The sequence below is a fragment of the Cyclonatronum proteinivorum genome (assembly GCF_003353065.1).
Classification (GTDB): Bacteria; Bacteroidota; Rhodothermia; order Balneolales; family Cyclonatronaceae; genus Cyclonatronum; species Cyclonatronum proteinivorum.
Genome location: NZ_CP027806.1, coordinates 572,176 through 588,348 on the forward strand (window position 1 = coordinate 572,176; position 16,173 = coordinate 588,348).

General features: G+C 49.8%; 9 protein-coding genes. 5 read left to right on the plus strand and 4 right to left on the minus strand.

What is annotated here, in order from left to right; genetic code table 11:
• Nucleotides 1–189: 189 nt before the first annotated feature.
• Nucleotides 190–1,872 (minus strand): amidase, encoded by a 1,683-nt coding sequence (locus CYPRO_RS02190; RefSeq protein WP_114983071.1) that lies wholly within the window; start codon nt 1,870–1,872, stop codon nt 190–192.
• A 273-nt stretch (nt 1,873–2,145) separates the two neighbouring features.
• Here CYPRO_RS02190 and CYPRO_RS02195 point away from each other — a divergent pair, with 273 nt between their 5' ends.
• Complete coding sequence (locus tag CYPRO_RS02195; RefSeq protein WP_164682454.1) at nt 2,146–5,604, plus strand: CotH kinase family protein; 3,459 nt, start codon at nt 2,146–2,148, stop codon at nt 5,602–5,604.
• 152 nt (nt 5,605–5,756) lie between these two features.
• Here the strand turns inward: CYPRO_RS02195 and CYPRO_RS02200 are convergent, their stop codons facing one another.
• Complete coding sequence (locus CYPRO_RS02200; protein WP_114983073.1) at nt 5,757–6,932, minus strand: glycosyltransferase family 4 protein; 1,176 nt, start codon at nt 6,930–6,932, stop codon at nt 5,757–5,759.
• 270 nt (nt 6,933–7,202) lie between these two features.
• Nucleotides 7,203–8,297, minus strand: a complete 1,095-nt coding sequence (gene wecB, locus CYPRO_RS02205; RefSeq protein WP_114983074.1) for a non-hydrolyzing UDP-N-acetylglucosamine 2-epimerase — start codon at nt 8,295–8,297, stop codon at nt 7,203–7,205.
• 441 nt (nt 8,298–8,738) lie between these two features.
• Between wecB and CYPRO_RS02210 the strand changes: the two genes are divergently transcribed.
• From CYPRO_RS02210 to CYPRO_RS02220, 3 genes are read left to right on the plus strand one after another with little or no spacing between them, the layout of a single operon-like run.
• Nucleotides 8,739–9,959 carry a GNVR domain-containing protein gene (locus CYPRO_RS02210; RefSeq protein WP_114983075.1) on the plus strand — a complete coding sequence of 407 codons (1,221 nt, stop codon included), beginning with the start codon at nt 8,739–8,741 and terminating at the stop codon, nt 9,957–9,959.
• 34 nt (nt 9,960–9,993) lie between these two features.
• On the plus strand, nt 9,994–11,487 hold the full coding sequence (locus CYPRO_RS02215) for an O-antigen ligase family protein (protein WP_114983076.1): 1,494 nt from the start codon (nt 9,994–9,996) through the stop codon (nt 11,485–11,487).
• Nucleotides 11,487–12,620: a glycosyltransferase gene (locus tag CYPRO_RS02220; protein ID WP_114983077.1), complete on the plus strand. Its 1,134-nt coding sequence runs from the start codon at nt 11,487–11,489 to the stop codon at nt 12,618–12,620. Before CYPRO_RS02215 ends, CYPRO_RS02220 begins: the two co-directional genes overlap by 1 nt.
• Before the next feature lie 221 nt (nt 12,621–12,841).
• Here the strand turns inward: CYPRO_RS02220 and CYPRO_RS02225 are convergent, their stop codons facing one another.
• Complete coding sequence (locus tag CYPRO_RS02225) at nt 12,842–14,008, minus strand: glycosyltransferase family 4 protein (RefSeq protein WP_114983078.1); 1,167 nt, start codon at nt 14,006–14,008, stop codon at nt 12,842–12,844.
• Nucleotides 14,009–14,463: 455 nt separating this feature from the next.
• Between CYPRO_RS02225 and CYPRO_RS02230 the strand changes: the two genes are divergently transcribed.
• Entirely contained in the window at nt 14,464–15,750 is a 1,287-nt protein-coding gene (locus CYPRO_RS02230) for a lipopolysaccharide biosynthesis protein (RefSeq protein ID WP_240644896.1), read from the plus strand.
• Nucleotides 15,751–16,173 lie beyond the last annotated feature (423 nt).

A 16,173-nucleotide genomic window follows, 5' to 3' on the forward strand; every position in this document is an offset into this window, starting at 1 on the left:
AGGCCGGCAGCATATATCACGTGGCTCGTTGGATGTTTTCTAATGCGACAATATTTGAATATAGTGAGACAAAAACAAAGACTAAAAGGTATAGTTTATATTTAAAATTTATACCATTGAAGCACAACGTAAGGCTCCGTCTCGTGAAAGGTCGGAGCTTTTTTTTTATTCACGTATTGTTATCCGCTATTACTGAATAAAAAAGTCCGGAGGGTAGGTCTTATGGAAATCAGTTGCCTGCTGGAAGCTGTCAGCTACACGCAATAACTTACCCTCTTCAAACAGCTGTGCCGTGAAGGTAATGCTTACCGGCATACCTGTTTCGGTGAAGCCGTTCGGCACAACTACAGCCGGATGACCTGTCAGGTTGGTAATGCCGAGATTGCCTCCTGCAAAAGACGGGCTCACGTACACGTCAATGCCTTGCAGCGCCTTATGCATGTTTTCAATAAGCTGCTTGCGTGCCCGGTTTGCCTGAATATACTCAACAGCCGGCACGAAACGGGCGGTGCGGAACACATTGGGCCATGCTTGTATGAGCTGCCGCACCATCAGGCTGTCGCGACCGCTTCGGGTCAGGTCATCGAAAGCCGCAGCGGCCTCTACGCTTAGAATTACATCCATCGCATTAAACGCAAGTTGCGGAATTTCAACAGGGATGAGGTCGGCGCCAAGGTTTCGCAGGGTTTCAAGCGCTGCGAGATCGTGTTCACGGTTGGGGTAGGGCAGCTCAAAAGCCGACGTCTGATAGCCAATCCGGATTTCAGAAAGCGGCAGATCGGCATCAAATACAAAAGGGGCGTCTATGAGACTGGGGTCATAAGGGTCAGCACCGTAGATCGCATCAAATACCAGCGCGGCATCCCGCACACTGCGGGTGATCGGCCCGATTTTGTCCATACTCCAACTCAGCGCCATGGCACCGTGCCGGCTGACCCTGCCATACGTTGGTCGCAGTCCGGTAACCCCGTTTCGGGTTGAGGGGGAAACAATAGAGCCCAGTGTTTCTGAGCCGATGGCAAAAGCCACAAGTCCCGCGGCTGTAGCGGCAGCCGAACCGGCACTTGAACCGCTTGCCCCGACCTCGGTATTCCATGGAGAGCGCGTGGTGGCATCAAACCAGACATCGCCCCAGGCCAGCGCACCAAGAGAAAGTTTGGCCAGATGTACAGCGCCGGCCACTTCCAGCCTGCTGATCACGGTTGCGGTTTCATCAATCATCTGATCTTTGTACGGAACGGCTCCCCATGTTGTGGGATATCCCTCAAGGGCAAGCAAATCTTTACTGCCGTAAGGAATGCCGTGCAGCGGCCCCAGCCATACACCTGCCTGTATCAGAGAATCGGCCCGTTCGGCCTGACGAAGAGCAAGATCCGCTGTGAGGGTAATTACCGTCCGGAGTTCCGGGTCGTAGGTGCGAATGCGTTCGAGGTAAAGCTCTGTGAGCGTAACTGAGCTGAGCTGTCCGCTGCGGATGAGGCTGCTAAGCTCGGCAACGCTCATAAAAGCGAGTTCAGCTCCGCTTTCGGGAAGCGTGACGGACTCAGGCAGTTGCCAGTTGTGCGTTTCGTGGTTCTCCCCGGGCATTTCAAATCCGGCCGGCAGGGGATTGAACTGAACCGCCGGCCAGACATCGTTGCTGATTTCCTGTGCACGGAGGGCTTCATACGTTTCCAGATTGCTGCGGATGCCGGCCAGCATGGAGTCGCGATGGGCCTGCTGAAAGTGCAGCCCGTACAGCCGCTCAGCTTTCTGAATATCGGAAGCTTGCGGCTGCTCATGTATCAGCTGATCATCTGTGCTATTGTACAGTGCGAGAAGCACAAGCGCGGCGCAAAAGCCAAAGAGTGTGTAGGTGATTTTGGGTATCATAGGTTTAATACAGGGTATAAGGATTAAAAAATCAGGCTGCGTAAAGCTGAATTTACGACTGCTGTCTGACGTTCCGCACGGGCTGTTTGGCAGGGCTTACTCTGCCTGCATCTGATAGTAAAGTGTCTTATTTTAGGATGATTAGTATTTAAAGAAAATTTTTGAATGATTTTGCTTATGTATGCCGGCATTTACTCCGGCAGTGATGTCCCTCAACCGAAGTCCTTCTTTTCTTGTCCGTTTAGTATTTCAGATCAGGCTATGAGAATATTTATGCAGTTAAGCAAAGCGTCCGTAATTGCGCTTTTTGTGGGTTTGGTATCGGGTATTTTTGGCTTACATGCACAGGCACAGACAATTGTGATTAATGAAGTGATGGCATCCAACGCCACTACCATTGCTGATGAAGACGGAGATTTTGAAGACTGGATTGAGCTTTACAATCCCACGGTTGAACCCGTGAGCCTGCTTGGCTATGCCTTAAGTGATGATGCCTCTGAGCCTCAGATGTGGTTTTTTCCGGATGTTACCCTGGAACCCGGGGCGTTTCTTCTGGTATGGGCTTCCGGCAAGGACCGCCGTATTCCTTTTGGGGAGCTGCACACAAACTTTTCGATTCGCGCTGCCGGTGAGGAAGTGCTGCTGACAGACCCCATGGGGCAAATGATTGATTTCATGCCGCCGACCAATATCCCGACGGATATAAGCTACGGGCGCTATCCCGATGGTGGGGAGGAATGGCAGTACTTCACTACGCCCACACCCGGTGAACCCAACATTTCCGGGCTGCCGCAACTGCTCACCCCGCCTGACTTCAGCATAGCACCGGGCAAATACAGCGAACCGGTTTCCCTCGAACTGCTCACAGAGGCTGAAGACGCCATCATTCTTTACACCCTCGACGGTTCCGTCCCCGATCCGGCCAATATCAGTGAAGATGCCCCGGATTTTAGCGTGAACTACTTTTTCCCCGGCTCCTCAGACCTTTCTTTCATGGCGCCCTTCCAAAACCGGACCTTTGTATATGACGGTCCGCTCGATCTCATTCCGGCTGCCGATCAGCCGTATCGTTTTTCGGATATCATCACAACCTACCGCAGAGACGCAGGAGGCTGGCGCTGGCAGAATCCGCCAGGCGGTTTACCACGGGCATGGGTCGTTCGTGCAGCTGTGCAGCAAGGGGAGGAACTGAGTGAGGTCGCCACCGGAAGCTGGTTTGTAGGGGATTTCGGGGAAGATGCTTTCCAAATTATGCCGGTCCTTTCCGTTATTGCACCACCGAAACGCCTTTTCGGCTTTGAAGAAGGCATTTATGTACCCGGCACAGATTACTTTGAAGCCGGCGGTACGGAATTCGACTTTGCATGGTACGCTAACTACGACCGCAGGGGTGACGAATGGGAAGTACCGGTTCATGTCTCGCTTTTTGACGCCGGTCAAACAGATGCGCTGTTCAGTCAAAGCTTGGGGCTACGGCTCCACGGGCTGGGTTCCCGAACAAATCCTAACAAGTCTTTCAGGCTCTATTCCCGTGCTATGTACGACGAGGCGAACGTTATGTCGTACGCTTTTTTCCCGGGAGCTGTAAATGCGTTCAACGGGCAGCCGCTCACGGAATACAACCGCCTGATGGTACGCAGCGGCGGTAACCTGCGTCAATTTCTGAATGATGCAGCCGCACATCGTATGATCGCCCCCATGGCCCTGAGTCATCAGCGGAGCCGGGCTGTGCAGCAATTTATCAACGGAGAGTACTGGGGCATGATGTTGCTTCGCGACCGATTCGACCGCTTCCACATTCACTACCACTACGGACCTGATCCTGATAATGTAGTCGTTATCGAGGAGCCGGTTGGCATGGCGGATGAAAGCGCTGTTGATGAAGGCCTGCCCGAGGACCTTGGCCTCTGGCAACAATTCTGGCAGTTCTTTACCACCGCAGATCTGTCGGATGATGAGGTCTTTGCTCAGCTTGAAGAAATGCTTTATATCGACAGCTACATCGATCATCTTGTGAGCATGATCTATTGGGGAAACGTGGACTGGTACGGGAACAAGCATTTTAAATTCTGGCGGGTACGCGATACCTCAGACGCGCCTTTTCACGATGGTAAATGGCGACTTTTTGTGTGGGATTTTGATGAGGCCGGGCGAATGCAGAACCTTAATGTCGATCTTCTCCATAACGCGCTCTCCCCGGAAGGCAGCGGGGAACCTCCCTATTATTTCGGCAACGATCCCGAAAGAACCCTGATGCTGCGAAGCCTTATGCAAAATGAAGCGTTTAAAAACCGCTTCATAAACCGCTTCGCGTCTCACATAAATTTCACCTTTGCACCTGAGCGAGCCAATCAGGTTGTGCAGGACCTGGTAGCGGAAATGAGTCCCGGCGCAGACCTTTACGAGCAGCGGTGGAGCTACAATCCGCTGCGATCACAAACGGTACAGGGTTTCCTCTCCTATGCTGAAGCCAAGCCGGATGTGCAGCGTGATCAGATTGCGGAAAATTTCGGACTCCCCGGAGTTTTCCGTCTCAGGCTGCAGACGAGTCAGGCTTCCGCCGGACATGTGATTGTTGACGGCTTCAGCATTCAGGAAGATACACCGGGAGTAGAACAGCCCGTATGGCCGTGGACGGGCTACTATTTCCAGGGTGTCCCCCTCACCCTGCAAGCTGAGCCTGCGTTTGGCTTCGCGTTTTCGCACTGGGAGGGATTACCCGAAGGTGTGCCCAACGAAGCTGAAATCACGCTTGAAGCACATACCAATCTGATGCTCACCGCTATTTTTACAGAGTCAGAAATTGATGCCTTTCCAGAAGCACACGCGGTTCAGTTCGAAGATTATTTCTTCACCGGCTGGTCTGCGGATGCCACAGCCGGGAGTTATCCCGATAATATGGCCTTTGTTTACATGGATCAGGACGATCCGTACTATACCGCCGGAATTGAAGGGTTTACGTCCGGAGCCTACAACCTCGAATCCCGGACGCGCATTAACGGTCTGGGGCAGGATGGTGTGGCGTTCATCAATACCGCAAATGCTGAGGGCAATCCCGGTTTTCCCGGCAAGAGGCTGGGTGGGGCACTTCTTGCCCTTGATACCACAGGCGAGCAGCTCACAACAGTAACCTGGACAGCCGGAACCGTAACCCCTAATTCCCGCGAATACGGTTTGCGGCTGCAGTACCGCATCGGTGATGAAGGTCCCTTTCAGGACGTTTTACTCCCCAGCGGAAATCCGGCGGAGTACATCGGGACAGAAGAGGCCGGACATGCGCAATTTTTTGAGGATGTCGTGCTTCCGGGACCGGCACAGCAGCAGCGGTATGTGCAGTTGCTTTGGCGGTACTACCATACCGGAGAACGGCGCAGTGAAGAAAGCGGCGCGCGCGATCAGATTCGTCTGTCTGATATTGTCGTAAGCCGGAAAACCGTGCCGGTGCAGCCTGAGCCACCCGAAAAGCCGGTTCAGGTCTTCCTCCATCAGAACTATCCTAATCCCTTCAACCCTGAAACCATAATCGAGTTTTATTTGTCGGAGGCCATGGATGTGCGCCTTGAAGTCTTCAACCTCACCGGCCAGCTGATCAGCACCCTCACAGAAGGACTACGCAGCAGCGGCTATCACAGCGTGGCATTTGACGGCTCGGCACTGTCGAGCGGCATCTATCTCTACCGGATAACTACCCCGAACGGCACCCAAACCCGAAAAATGACCCTGGTGAAATGAGCCACTAACAAAATGAGAGCAGCTTATTTCAAATACTGTACGTGCTGAACCATCAAAGTCGCGGCTGTAGGGATGCGAGTGGTTATAAAATAGAGGGTATGACTTCTACACGTCTGACTACCTGTCAATTAGGGGTACGAAATATGTGGGGTCTAATAAATAATATTTAAAAAGGGCTGAAAACACTCTTCGCGTAGGAAGTTATCCTTCACAAATGTTCTGTTAGCGGCAGACGCAGCATGCAGCACTTTGTAGTTATTAACCAGTTTTTCCAGCGCCAGCTTTAGGTCCTCTACGGAATCCTGTCGAAAAGAAATGTTTCCGGGATGGTTGTTTAAAATTTCATGTGCTTCACCTGACAGTCCGTAAACAATCGGGATGTTGTACTGCATACAATCAAATACCTTCGATGGTATCGTAAGGTTTAGGGAAGGGTCAGATTTCAGGTGAATAAAAAGAGCGTGAGCTTCCTCCGCAAGTATATGGGTGAGTTCAGATTTAGTGTAGGGACCTGCAAATGAAACCCGGTCACTTACTCCAAGTTCAGCGGCAAGAGATTCAAGCTCTTTCTGCTTAAAGCCCTGACCCAAAAATGATACCTTCAGCTGGCTTTTATGTTTTTCTTCTAAGCTATTTACAGCTCTAATCAGCAAATCGAGACCCTGTACTAACCCGAAATTTCCCGCATATACGAGATTAAGATGTTTGAAATCCGAATCAGGAGCACCTATTACAGGCGTGTTAATCAATTCATCAACCCCATTATAGACGATACTAACATCTGAATTTTTTTTGTACTGCCTAACATATGTTGCCATAGGTTTTGCTACGGTAGTAATATGAGCCGCTTTATGGTACAAAAACCGTTCAAGAAAAGATGCAAGACGGATAGGAATGGATCCACTTGAAAAAAGACCGGTCGCAATTATGCTGCCGGGCCAAATATCCCGAATGTCGAGAATAAAACGTCCGCCACATAATTTAGAAATAAAGTAGCCGCTCAGACCCGCAAAAAGGGGCGGGGATGTAGCAATCACGTAATCATATCTTCCAGGTTTTGAAATAAAAGCAATAAAGGATCTCACCATAAACCAGAGCTGCTCTTTTATACGTCCTTTAGTACTACCTTCTATAGTTGGCATAGATACTCTGTTAATTTTAGGAGTATCGTTAACGGCCTGCTCGTTAGGGCTTCGGTGCGGAAAGGTTGTAATCACATCAACATCATGGCCCTGTTTGGTTAGGTACGATTCAAGTGCACTGAGCCGGTATGCTGCTGCTGTTATTTCAGGAAGGAAATACTGCGTTATGATAAGAATTCGAGCCAATACAGCGCTGTTATTAATTTAATGTGAGAGTACAGAGTGGGAATATACGGTTTAATCATTCAGTCCATAAGCTGACTTTACGTAAAGGCATATCTTTCTGTTTGCCACATTCAGGTGATTCCCGGCAACAGTTAGCCCCAGACAAATGTAGTGATCTTCGGTGTAAAGCCTTTTTTTATATCAGGAGTAAGAAGTATTGAAAACGGCCGGGCTTGGTATCGCTCAGGGTATCATGTAAGAAGGCTCAGGATTCAGGAGCTGCAAGCTTTATTAGGAGGTTGAAATCTGATCTAATATATCCACAATCCGCTGCGCAGCTTTGCCGTCCCACTTTTCCGGAATACCCCCCTTCTTCCAATTGCCGCTAAAGAGTTTTTCAAAAGCCGGCCCGATGGCTTCCGGCTGAATGCCAAGCAGTTCGTTGGTGCCAATGGTGCAGGTTTCCGGGCGTTCAGTGCTTGAGCGTAGGGTCATGCAGGGAATGCCCATCACGGTCGTTTCTTCCGTAATCCCCCCTGAGTCTGTTACAACGACTTTGGAGCGCTCCACCAGGTAGTTGAATTCCAGGTAGCCTAACGGCTCAACCAGAAAAAGCCGCTTGTGCTGGATACCTGTTTCATTCAGGATCCTGGCAGTGCGGGGATGGACCGGGAATATCAACGGTAAGTCGCGTGTGTACGCGATTATTTCGTCGATTAGTTTTTTGAGATTGCTTTCCTCATCCACATTGGAAGGTCTGTGCAGCGTCATTACAATGTAGCCGCGTTCCTGCAGCTTCATCTCATCCCAAAAGGCAGGTTTTGTAAAACGGGGACGCTGTTTAAGCAGCGTATCAATCATTGTGTTGCCTACAAAAAAGATTTTTTCACGGGCAACACCGCTACTGTAGAGCTCTGAGTTAGCTGTTTCAGAAGTCGTAAAAAAGTAGTTGGTTATGCTGTCGGTAACGAGACGGTTGATTTCCTCCGGCATGGTCCAGTCGCCGGATCTAATGCCGGCTTCAACATGACCAACAGGGATGTGCATTTTTTGAGCCGTAATAGAACAGGCCATGGTCGAAGTAACATCACCAACAACAAGACACAACTCGGAGGGGGATTCCATGAGCAGCTTTTCATATCGTGTCATAATCGCAGCGGTTTGTTCGGCCTGACTGCCGCCGCCCGCCCCAAGGTTTACATCCGGTTCAGGAATGCCAAGCTGTTTAAAAAAATTACCGCTCATGTTTTTATCGTAATGCTGTCCGGTATGCACGAGCCGAAATTTCAAGGCGCTTCCGCGCTGTTGCTTCGCTTTAATTGCATCGATGATGGGCGCGATTTTCATAAAATTCGGACGGGCGCCTGCGATTATATCAATAAGCATCAGAAAAAGATTATGGTATTTGTGGTGAGTTAGATTTGTTTAAAGGACAGCTTGGATATTGTGGACGGGCCATTTTCCTTAAGAAAAAAGCATCATCAGTTGCGCTGGCTGCGCTTTCGGGTGTGGGGCGGAAAGTTAGTCCTCTTTGATCGTTCTTCAAAGTAAGGCTGCAATTTAGTAGCTTAAGCCTGAATTACTCACAAAGTCCGTCAGTCCGCGGCTACTCTCTTTTTGTTTTTTGAAGACGACTGCTTAAATGATGATATCCTTCGGTGATTTATTCCCAAAGAAAGGGTATTTTGAAAAGTTTATTTGTCCGGTAGCGGTTCACCCGAACAAGTTGCATCGTCGGGTGTTTAACCGTGCTCCTTTTTGCCTTTCCCGGTCGCTGTACGTGTACCGGAATTTATTCATTAAACAAGTATCAGTCTTTCTCCCAAGATGAATCAACCCGAAGAACCGAAAAGCATTAACCTGCTCGACCTACTGCTGAGCCTGGTGCAGGAAAAATGGTTCATCATCAAAACAGTTTTTGCCGTCACCTTTCTGTCGCTGGTTATTAGTTTGGTTTGGCCTGAAACCTTTAAATCTGAATCAACCATCCTGCCGGTTAGTCAGTCAGGCGGACCCTCGCTCGGGGGGCTTGCAGGTCTTGCCGGCAATCTGCTGCCGCTCTCTTTTAGCGGTGAAAGTATTAATACCGAAGCACTCGGCATCATCCTCAACAGCCGTACCCTCAGAAAGCGTGTCATTGAAGAGTTTGACCTGATGGAGGTGTACGGGCACAAGGTAATCGAGCAAACGCTTCGTACCCTCGATAACAATACGCGGATTAATTATGTGCGGGAGGGCGGCTTTGGGTTTAACCCTATCACGGCAATAGAGCTTTCCGTGACCGATCGTGAACCGGAGCGGGCACAGGCGATGACTGCTTTTTATGTCAGTTTTCTGGATTCAGTAGCTACCCGCCTCAATGAGGCAAATAACATTGACCGTTTTCGGGTCATTGAAAAGCGATACCTGCAAAACCTCGCGGAGCTGGAAGAAGCGGAACTGCGTTTCAAGGCTTTTCAGGAAGAACACGGCCTGATAGATATTGAACAGCAAAGCGCTGTGCTGGTACAGTCGATGGCTTCAGTCGCTTCTCAGATCATGGAGCTGGATATCGAAATTAACCTGCTCCGTACCCGTGTAGAACCGGGCAACCCGGAGCTGAACAGCCTGATCCGGACACGAACGGAGCTTCAGAGAGCTTTGAATGACCTCAATCTGCAGGGCGACCGTCAGTTTGGGGATCAGGCGCGCTTTCTTCCCGGTTTTTCAGAAATACCCGATCTCGGCCTGCAGTACATGCGGCTGTATCGCGACATGATTATTCAGGGTAAAATCTATGAGACCATCTTCCCGCAGTATGTGCAGCAGCAAATGCTCGTTGAGTCCCCCCGCCGCAACATTCAGGTGATAGATGTAGCCCACCTGCCGACCTATAAAGATGGCCCCAAACGGGCATTCATTGTTATTGGCGGGTTCTTTTTCAGCCTTTTTATAAGCCTGTTTATCGTACTGTTTCGCGGGTACAGCAAAGGGCTTGAAAAATACAATAAAGAGGACTACGAACGCCTCAATCAGATTAAAGCTGAGCTCTTCCGGTTTCGGAAATAGGCGAGGCCGTACCTAAGGAACAGCCCAAAGCCCCATGCAACAGCTGCAGGATTACATTCAGCACGCCAACCTGCTTGCCGGTGCCGTTGCACTGAGTTTTATGCTATTGCTGTATCTGGTATGGCTGAGTGGTATAGCTTTGCTGCCGCTTGTTGTTTTCGTTGTTCCGCTTGCGCTATATGGTTACTGGCAAACCTTTGTAAAGCCGTGGCTGTGGGTAGCCCTGATCGCGGTTGGTTCCTTTCTGGGTAACATCATGCACCTGTTGCCGGAAGGTGTGATTCCGCTCACGCTCTTTCAGCTCTTCCTGTTTACAGCGGTATTTTCTATTCTGCTCAGGCGGCTTATCGAGAGGGACTTTAATTTTAGGATGATGGGGTTTGAAGCGGAAATTATTCTGTTTCTCGGCCTCATTTTTCTGTCGCTGATCTGGGCCCCGGACGCTCCCGATGGATTTAGGGACGGGGTTAGGGTACTGATATCCATTTTCTTTCTCTATCTGGTTTTTAACGAAGTAAAGCGCACCCATGAAATCAAGATGGTGCTCATCGCGCTGGTTGTTGTAGCTGTTTTTCTGGGCGCCTATGGTGTCTATCAGAACGTGACCAATGTTGGGGATACCGTGCGGAATATGCTGGGAGGCGGGCGCTTTCTGCGGGGGCGCGTAACGGGAACAACGACTGACCCGAATCGCTTTGCGACCATGTTCTTCATCCCAATGGCCTTCACAGCCTGCATTATTCTTTCCAAAAAACAGCTTTCCCACAAAGTAATGGCGTTTGTAGCTTTTATGGTGATGTCAGGCGGCATCATTGTGACCTACTCACGAAGTGCCTGGATTGGCGCCATTCTCATGCTGCTCATTATCGCCTGGTACTATCGTAATGTGAAGCTCTTTGCGTATCTCGGCCTGGTGGTGATCGCCGTCCTTATTGCCTTTCCGCAGTTTACCTTTACGCTTTTAAATGCAGCACAGCGCTTTTTGGATATCACAGCGGGATCCGCCGACGATTCATCCCGCATCCGGCTGCTGCTCGGGCTGGCCGCAATTGGTATGTTTCTGGACTCATGGTTCATCGGGGTTGGCTTCAGGGGATTCGTGGAAAGCTTCACCAACTACTATTCCCTGCATGAATCCATAGGTGTAGCCGAACCGCATAACGTACTCTATACTGTTATGGCTGAACTGGGACTGATTGGCATTGTGCTGTACGGCTTCATCATGTTTAAAATTTTCAGAGTAGCCTGGCTCAATATCCGGCTGACCGAAACAGAGGATGAAAAAATTATTGCATTAACCTGCTTCTCTACCATTGTGGCCTTCTTTGTGTTTTACCAGTTTTACGGCGGCGGGCTGAATGACAATAACTTCTGGCTGGTTTGTGCGCTGGCTTTTTCGCTTTACTATGTGGGTAAAGCGAAAAGTACCCCTGACCCTGATGAGCTTCCGCCTGCGCCATCCCTTACGCCTTCCGGGGGCGGGACTCCGAGCAGGGAGACCGGGTTGCCGTCAAATCCTACAGCCTGATGAAAATCCTGATTGCTGCCAAAGGGTACCCGACGCGGGAAAAGCCGTTTGTTCAATCGTTTATCAGAGATGAAGCCCGCCTGCTTCACCGCAAGTTCAGCGTTCAGGTCCTCGACACACAGCCGTTCAAGCCCGGTCTGTTACCCGCATTGCTTCGCGCACCGGATTACCCCGATGACGGCTTTCGGGTCGAAAGGGCACCCTACTTATCCGTGCCGCGTCATAAACTTCCGCAGCTTACCCGCCGCGGGCTTGGTGCACGGGTCAGGGCTGCCTTCAGGCGCTGGAAACCCGACGTGCTTCATGCGCACTTTCTGTACCCGGGCATCCTCGCCATACAGGAGGCGCACCAAACCGGAACGCCTACAGTCCTCACCCTGCATGGTGCTGACTGGTACGCCGCGCTGCGGACCCCGGCTGTTAAAAAGCTCGCAGCTGATGTCCTACCTCAAACCGGCCGTATCATTTGCGTAGGGCCGGGGCTTCATAAGGATGTGATTACGGCCTTTCCGCAATTCGCATCCCGGACCGGAGTAGTGCTGCACGGTACAGATTACAGCTATTTTAAGCCTCCTCAGCGTGTGAAGACCGTTTCAGAAACACCCGCGATTTTATGCATCGCGCGCTTTGTCCATAAAAAAGGCCTGCATTTACTCATCGAAGCCATTGCCGGGTCAGACCTGCTTCGCACTTGTCCCCTAACGATTGTAGGGGATATTACCGATTCGGCATATTATGGCAGGCTTCTGGCTATGATTAAAGCCGAAGGACTCAGTAATGTCCGAATCCTGCCGGGGATGGGGCGCGAACAGCTTCGTGAAGAGTTTTATGCCCATGATATTTATGTGCAGCCAAGCCTTGATGAACCCTTTGGCCTCGCCCTGCTCGAAGCCATCGCTTGCGGACTCCCTGCGATAGCCTTTCGGAGTGGCGGTCCGGACGTTATTCTGACCGAAAAAAATGGCCTGCTGCTTGGCAAGCCGGAGAGCGTTTCTCTCAGACAGGCGCTGGAGCAAATGTGTGAGGCATACCCAACATACGCTCCCGTCGAAATGCATACGGATTTACAAACCCGCTTTTCTGAGGAAGCTAAACTCAAACAGCTCTCAGCTATTTACGAAAGCCTGCTATAGCCCGAATTATTCACCAAGAAATTTTCTTGCTGGCAAGGCGAAGCTGAAAACTCAGCGGAAGGGTACCCAAGTACCCTGAGCATGAGTTTTCAGCTTAGCGGGGAAATTTCGCAGTCTTTAAACCACACCCAAATTTGGGCTACCGCTTTTTTTCACTAAGTCAAAATTAAACTTACATTTAGTAAATAAATTCTGTTTAATTGTGAATAATGCGGGATAGATCATCTGACTGCTTCCCGGAAAAGGGCCTCAAATTTATCGATAGAAGATTTCCAGCCAAAGTGAGGAGCATGCTCATAGGCGTTTTGTGCGTAATGCGCATAGTTATCCATGATTTTTAATATTGCTGAGGCCATCTCCCCCGGATCATTTGCCGAAACGGCATGTCCGTAGGTGCCGTCGGGGAAGAAGCCGTCAAAACCCTGATTTCTTGTATAAACAACCGGTACGCCCTGACTCATGGCTTCGACATAGGCAACGCCGAAGGTTTCGATATGTGAAGGCACCACAAGCACGTGAGCGTTGCGGTAGTAGCTCAGCAAAGTTTCTGTATCCGACACAAAACCCTCGAAGCGAACCTCAAACGGATAGGCGTGCTCCGCAAGCTGAGCCGACCGTGGACCGTCACCAACTATGGTAACCCTGACCTCTGTACCTGCGCTAACCAGCTGTGCTGCGGCTTTGAGCACTCCTTCGGCATTTTTGTTGTCATCGAGCTGCCCCACAAAAAGTAATTCAACACGGGATGAATCAGGGGGAGCGCTGAGGTGCCGGTTTTCAAACCAGAAGTCATCGGCACCGTTGGGAATGACCTGTATTTTTTGATTATAAATCGGATGAAAGGTTTCCGGAAACAAGGTCCGCACGCTTTTCTCATAGGCCGGTGACATGGTGTATAGTCCGGCTGAATCGCGGATAATGGCCATGGCAAGCCGCCGGAAAAGGCCGCTTGGCTTCAGAAAAGTCTTCACATCACTGCTGCGCACAGCTACCACATAGGGCGTACCTGTCTTGCGCCAATTGAGCCAGGCCACAACGCCATTGGAAATCAGGGTATGTGCACAAACGAGGTCCGGCCGACCGCGCTCTGCCTGAAGCGCTTCAAACATGCGCTGTATTTTCCGCGTTTTCAGCGGCCACAAATAGCGCTCAAGGTATCGGAAAGCGCGTGGGTTGTGAATGTGAGCCTGCCTTAACTTCGCATCTGACATACCTTTCCGTGGTCCGGTTCGCTCCGAGATGGGAGCAAGGATAGTTTGCCGGTACCCCTTCTTGTCTAAAAGCTTCACAATTGTCTGATGAATCTGATTTGAATAATAGTAGGTGTTGATATGAAAGATATGACATGGCACTGTTGCTGTCTGTGCCGTTACTGAAGCGGTATTCATCAAAAAGAAATTGGGGGCCAAAAATTTCCTGATTATGATTGATAATCAGGATAAGATATCAAAAAATAAAGCAGGTCTTTTTCATTTTAGTTCTTTCAATTAGCTTTATTTTGGCAGGCTGATAACCGGACCATAAGAATCGTATCTAATTAGGAAATTAATGTCAGCAGTTCCTGTACTTAGGTTGTTCAAATCAATTTCAAGCCTGAAAGATTGAACGAATAATTAAATAGTTAATAGAAGAACCGTGGCATAAAATGGCTTAACTAAGTAATGTATGAAAACGGGGTAGCAAATATCCGCTGTTTTCATCTAATGGCTGAAAAACTATCCGAGTAATTGGATTTGTGAATTTTTACGTCTCAATGTATCTAAGCGTGATTATAATGGTTTAATCCATCTTATAAAATGGTGACATTAGGATGACACACTAAACTGATTAACATATGAATTTGATGCAGAAACTGTCATCCCTGAAAAACTCTGATTTCCTGAAAAACATAGGGAAAATGATGAGCGGTACCGGTGCCGCTCACTTGTTGGGTATAGCTGTTTATCCTGTGCTGACGCGGATTTACACACCGGAGCAAATAGGGGTATATGCCACTTTTGTGTCATTTTTCATGATTTATGCGGCTGTATCGACCCTCAGGTATGAATACGCGACCCTTATTCCGCGCACGCAGCACGCTGCAAACAATGTCACATTTCTGTCATTCACCGTGTTGCTAACATCAGCGTTATTTTTACTGCTGATACTGCTGCTATTCGGTCCGCAGCTTCGGGAGCTGCTGAATTTGCAGGAGCTGGGCCGTTTGATCTATTTGCTGCCTGTTTCCGTGCTCACCTACTGTATGTTTATGATTCTCACCTTTCACTACAACCGGCTCAAGCAATACGGCAGCATTGCTACGGCTAAGGTAACGGCAGCAAGCAGCATAGCCGGCGGACAGGCCGGTCTCGGCTTTGGGGGTTTCCAGTCGTTTGGGATGGTTGTCGGTAAGGTTTTGGGTGATGTGGCAGGGGTGCTGTTCCTGATTTGGAAGCGCAGAAAAATCGAAGGTTCCATGCGCGCCGGGGTTTCACCCAAGCGGATGGCAGCCATGGCCAAGCGGTATAAAAACTTCGCTTACTACAACACCCCGCACGCGCTTACTACTACGACTTCCAGCAACTTCCCGGTCCTGCTTTTTAACAGCTTCTTTTCGGAAGCCATTGCCGGGTTTTATGCGATGGCGGCTAAAATCTGCTACTCGCCGGTGCAGGTCGTGGCCCATGCGGCCTATCAGGTGTTTAGTCAGCGCGTAGCTGAAAAGTACGGAAACCGCGACAGGATCATACCCTTCATCCATAGCAACCTTGCGTTGCTGGCAGGGGTCGGATTTTTCCCGTTTCTGATTTTGTTTTTTATAAGTCCGCAGCTATTCCCGTGGCTGCTGGGGGAAGGCTGGGAGATGACAGGCAAATTTGTCCAAATCCTAACCCCTTTCATCTTTTTGGTGTTTATTGCCACCCCCATGAACTTCATTCCGCTCATGCTCAACCGGCAGCGCAAGGCTTTTATCATCGATCTGATTTACCTGCTGCTGCGCCTTGCCGCTCTAAGTGTCGGGATTTGGTATCAGGATGTCATGCTTGCGATCATCCTGTATTCTGCTGTCGGCGTGAGCGTCAATCTCTATCAGCTCAGCTGGTTCTATGCAATCGCCCGCAAAGCCGAGCGTGAGCTGTTCCCGGTCTGATTTTTTTTTGAGGGGGAAACTCCGTGCATATCACTGAGTGTGTCGCTGGCTCCTGATATCCCAAATCAGCGGAGAGCGCCTTGCTTTTTGTTTTCGGCGTTCCCGGGCGACCAATAAAGTCGTGATTATACCCACAATTTAACAGCCTCCGGGGGTGCGACCTTTTCAGGGTCGAAAGCGGTTGGGATGGTGAATTCTATAAACATTCTTCTATAAACATTCGACCCTTTCAGGGTCGCTGGAGTTTGGCATATCTTAGCTGTAGCGGTAGCGATTGATCCGACTTGGATAAGAAGAAAGTTGGGGTTTATTGCCATATAGCTTCGATAGATATTCCCGTTCTCTCAAGGCCACATGAAACTGTTTGACCCAGAAATACTGGCCCGATCCCAATCCCGAAGGGATTGCATGTTTATAGAAAAT

Coding starts and splice junctions, on each gene's coding strand:
- CYPRO_RS02210 (WP_114983075.1), top strand. CDS start 8,739: ATGAATCAACCCGAAGAACCGAAAAGCATTAACCTGCTCGACCTACTG.
- CYPRO_RS02220 (WP_114983077.1), top strand. CDS start 11,487: ATGAAAATCCTGATTGCTGCCAAAGGGTACCCGACGCGGGAAAAGCCG.
- CYPRO_RS02215 (WP_114983076.1), top strand. CDS start 9,994: ATGCAACAGCTGCAGGATTACATTCAGCACGCCAACCTGCTTGCCGGT.
- CYPRO_RS02225 (WP_114983078.1), bottom strand. CDS start 14,008: ATGAATACCGCTTCAGTAACGGCACAGACAGCAACAGTGCCATGTCAT.
- CYPRO_RS02190 (WP_114983071.1), bottom strand. CDS start 1,872: ATGATACCCAAAATCACCTACACACTCTTTGGCTTTTGCGCCGCGCTT.
- CYPRO_RS02195 (WP_164682454.1), top strand. CDS start 2,146: ATGCAGTTAAGCAAAGCGTCCGTAATTGCGCTTTTTGTGGGTTTGGTA.
- wecB (WP_114983074.1), bottom strand. CDS start 8,297: ATGCTTATTGATATAATCGCAGGCGCCCGTCCGAATTTTATGAAAATC.
- CYPRO_RS02230 (WP_240644896.1), top strand. CDS start 14,464: ATGCAGAAACTGTCATCCCTGAAAAACTCTGATTTCCTGAAAAACATA.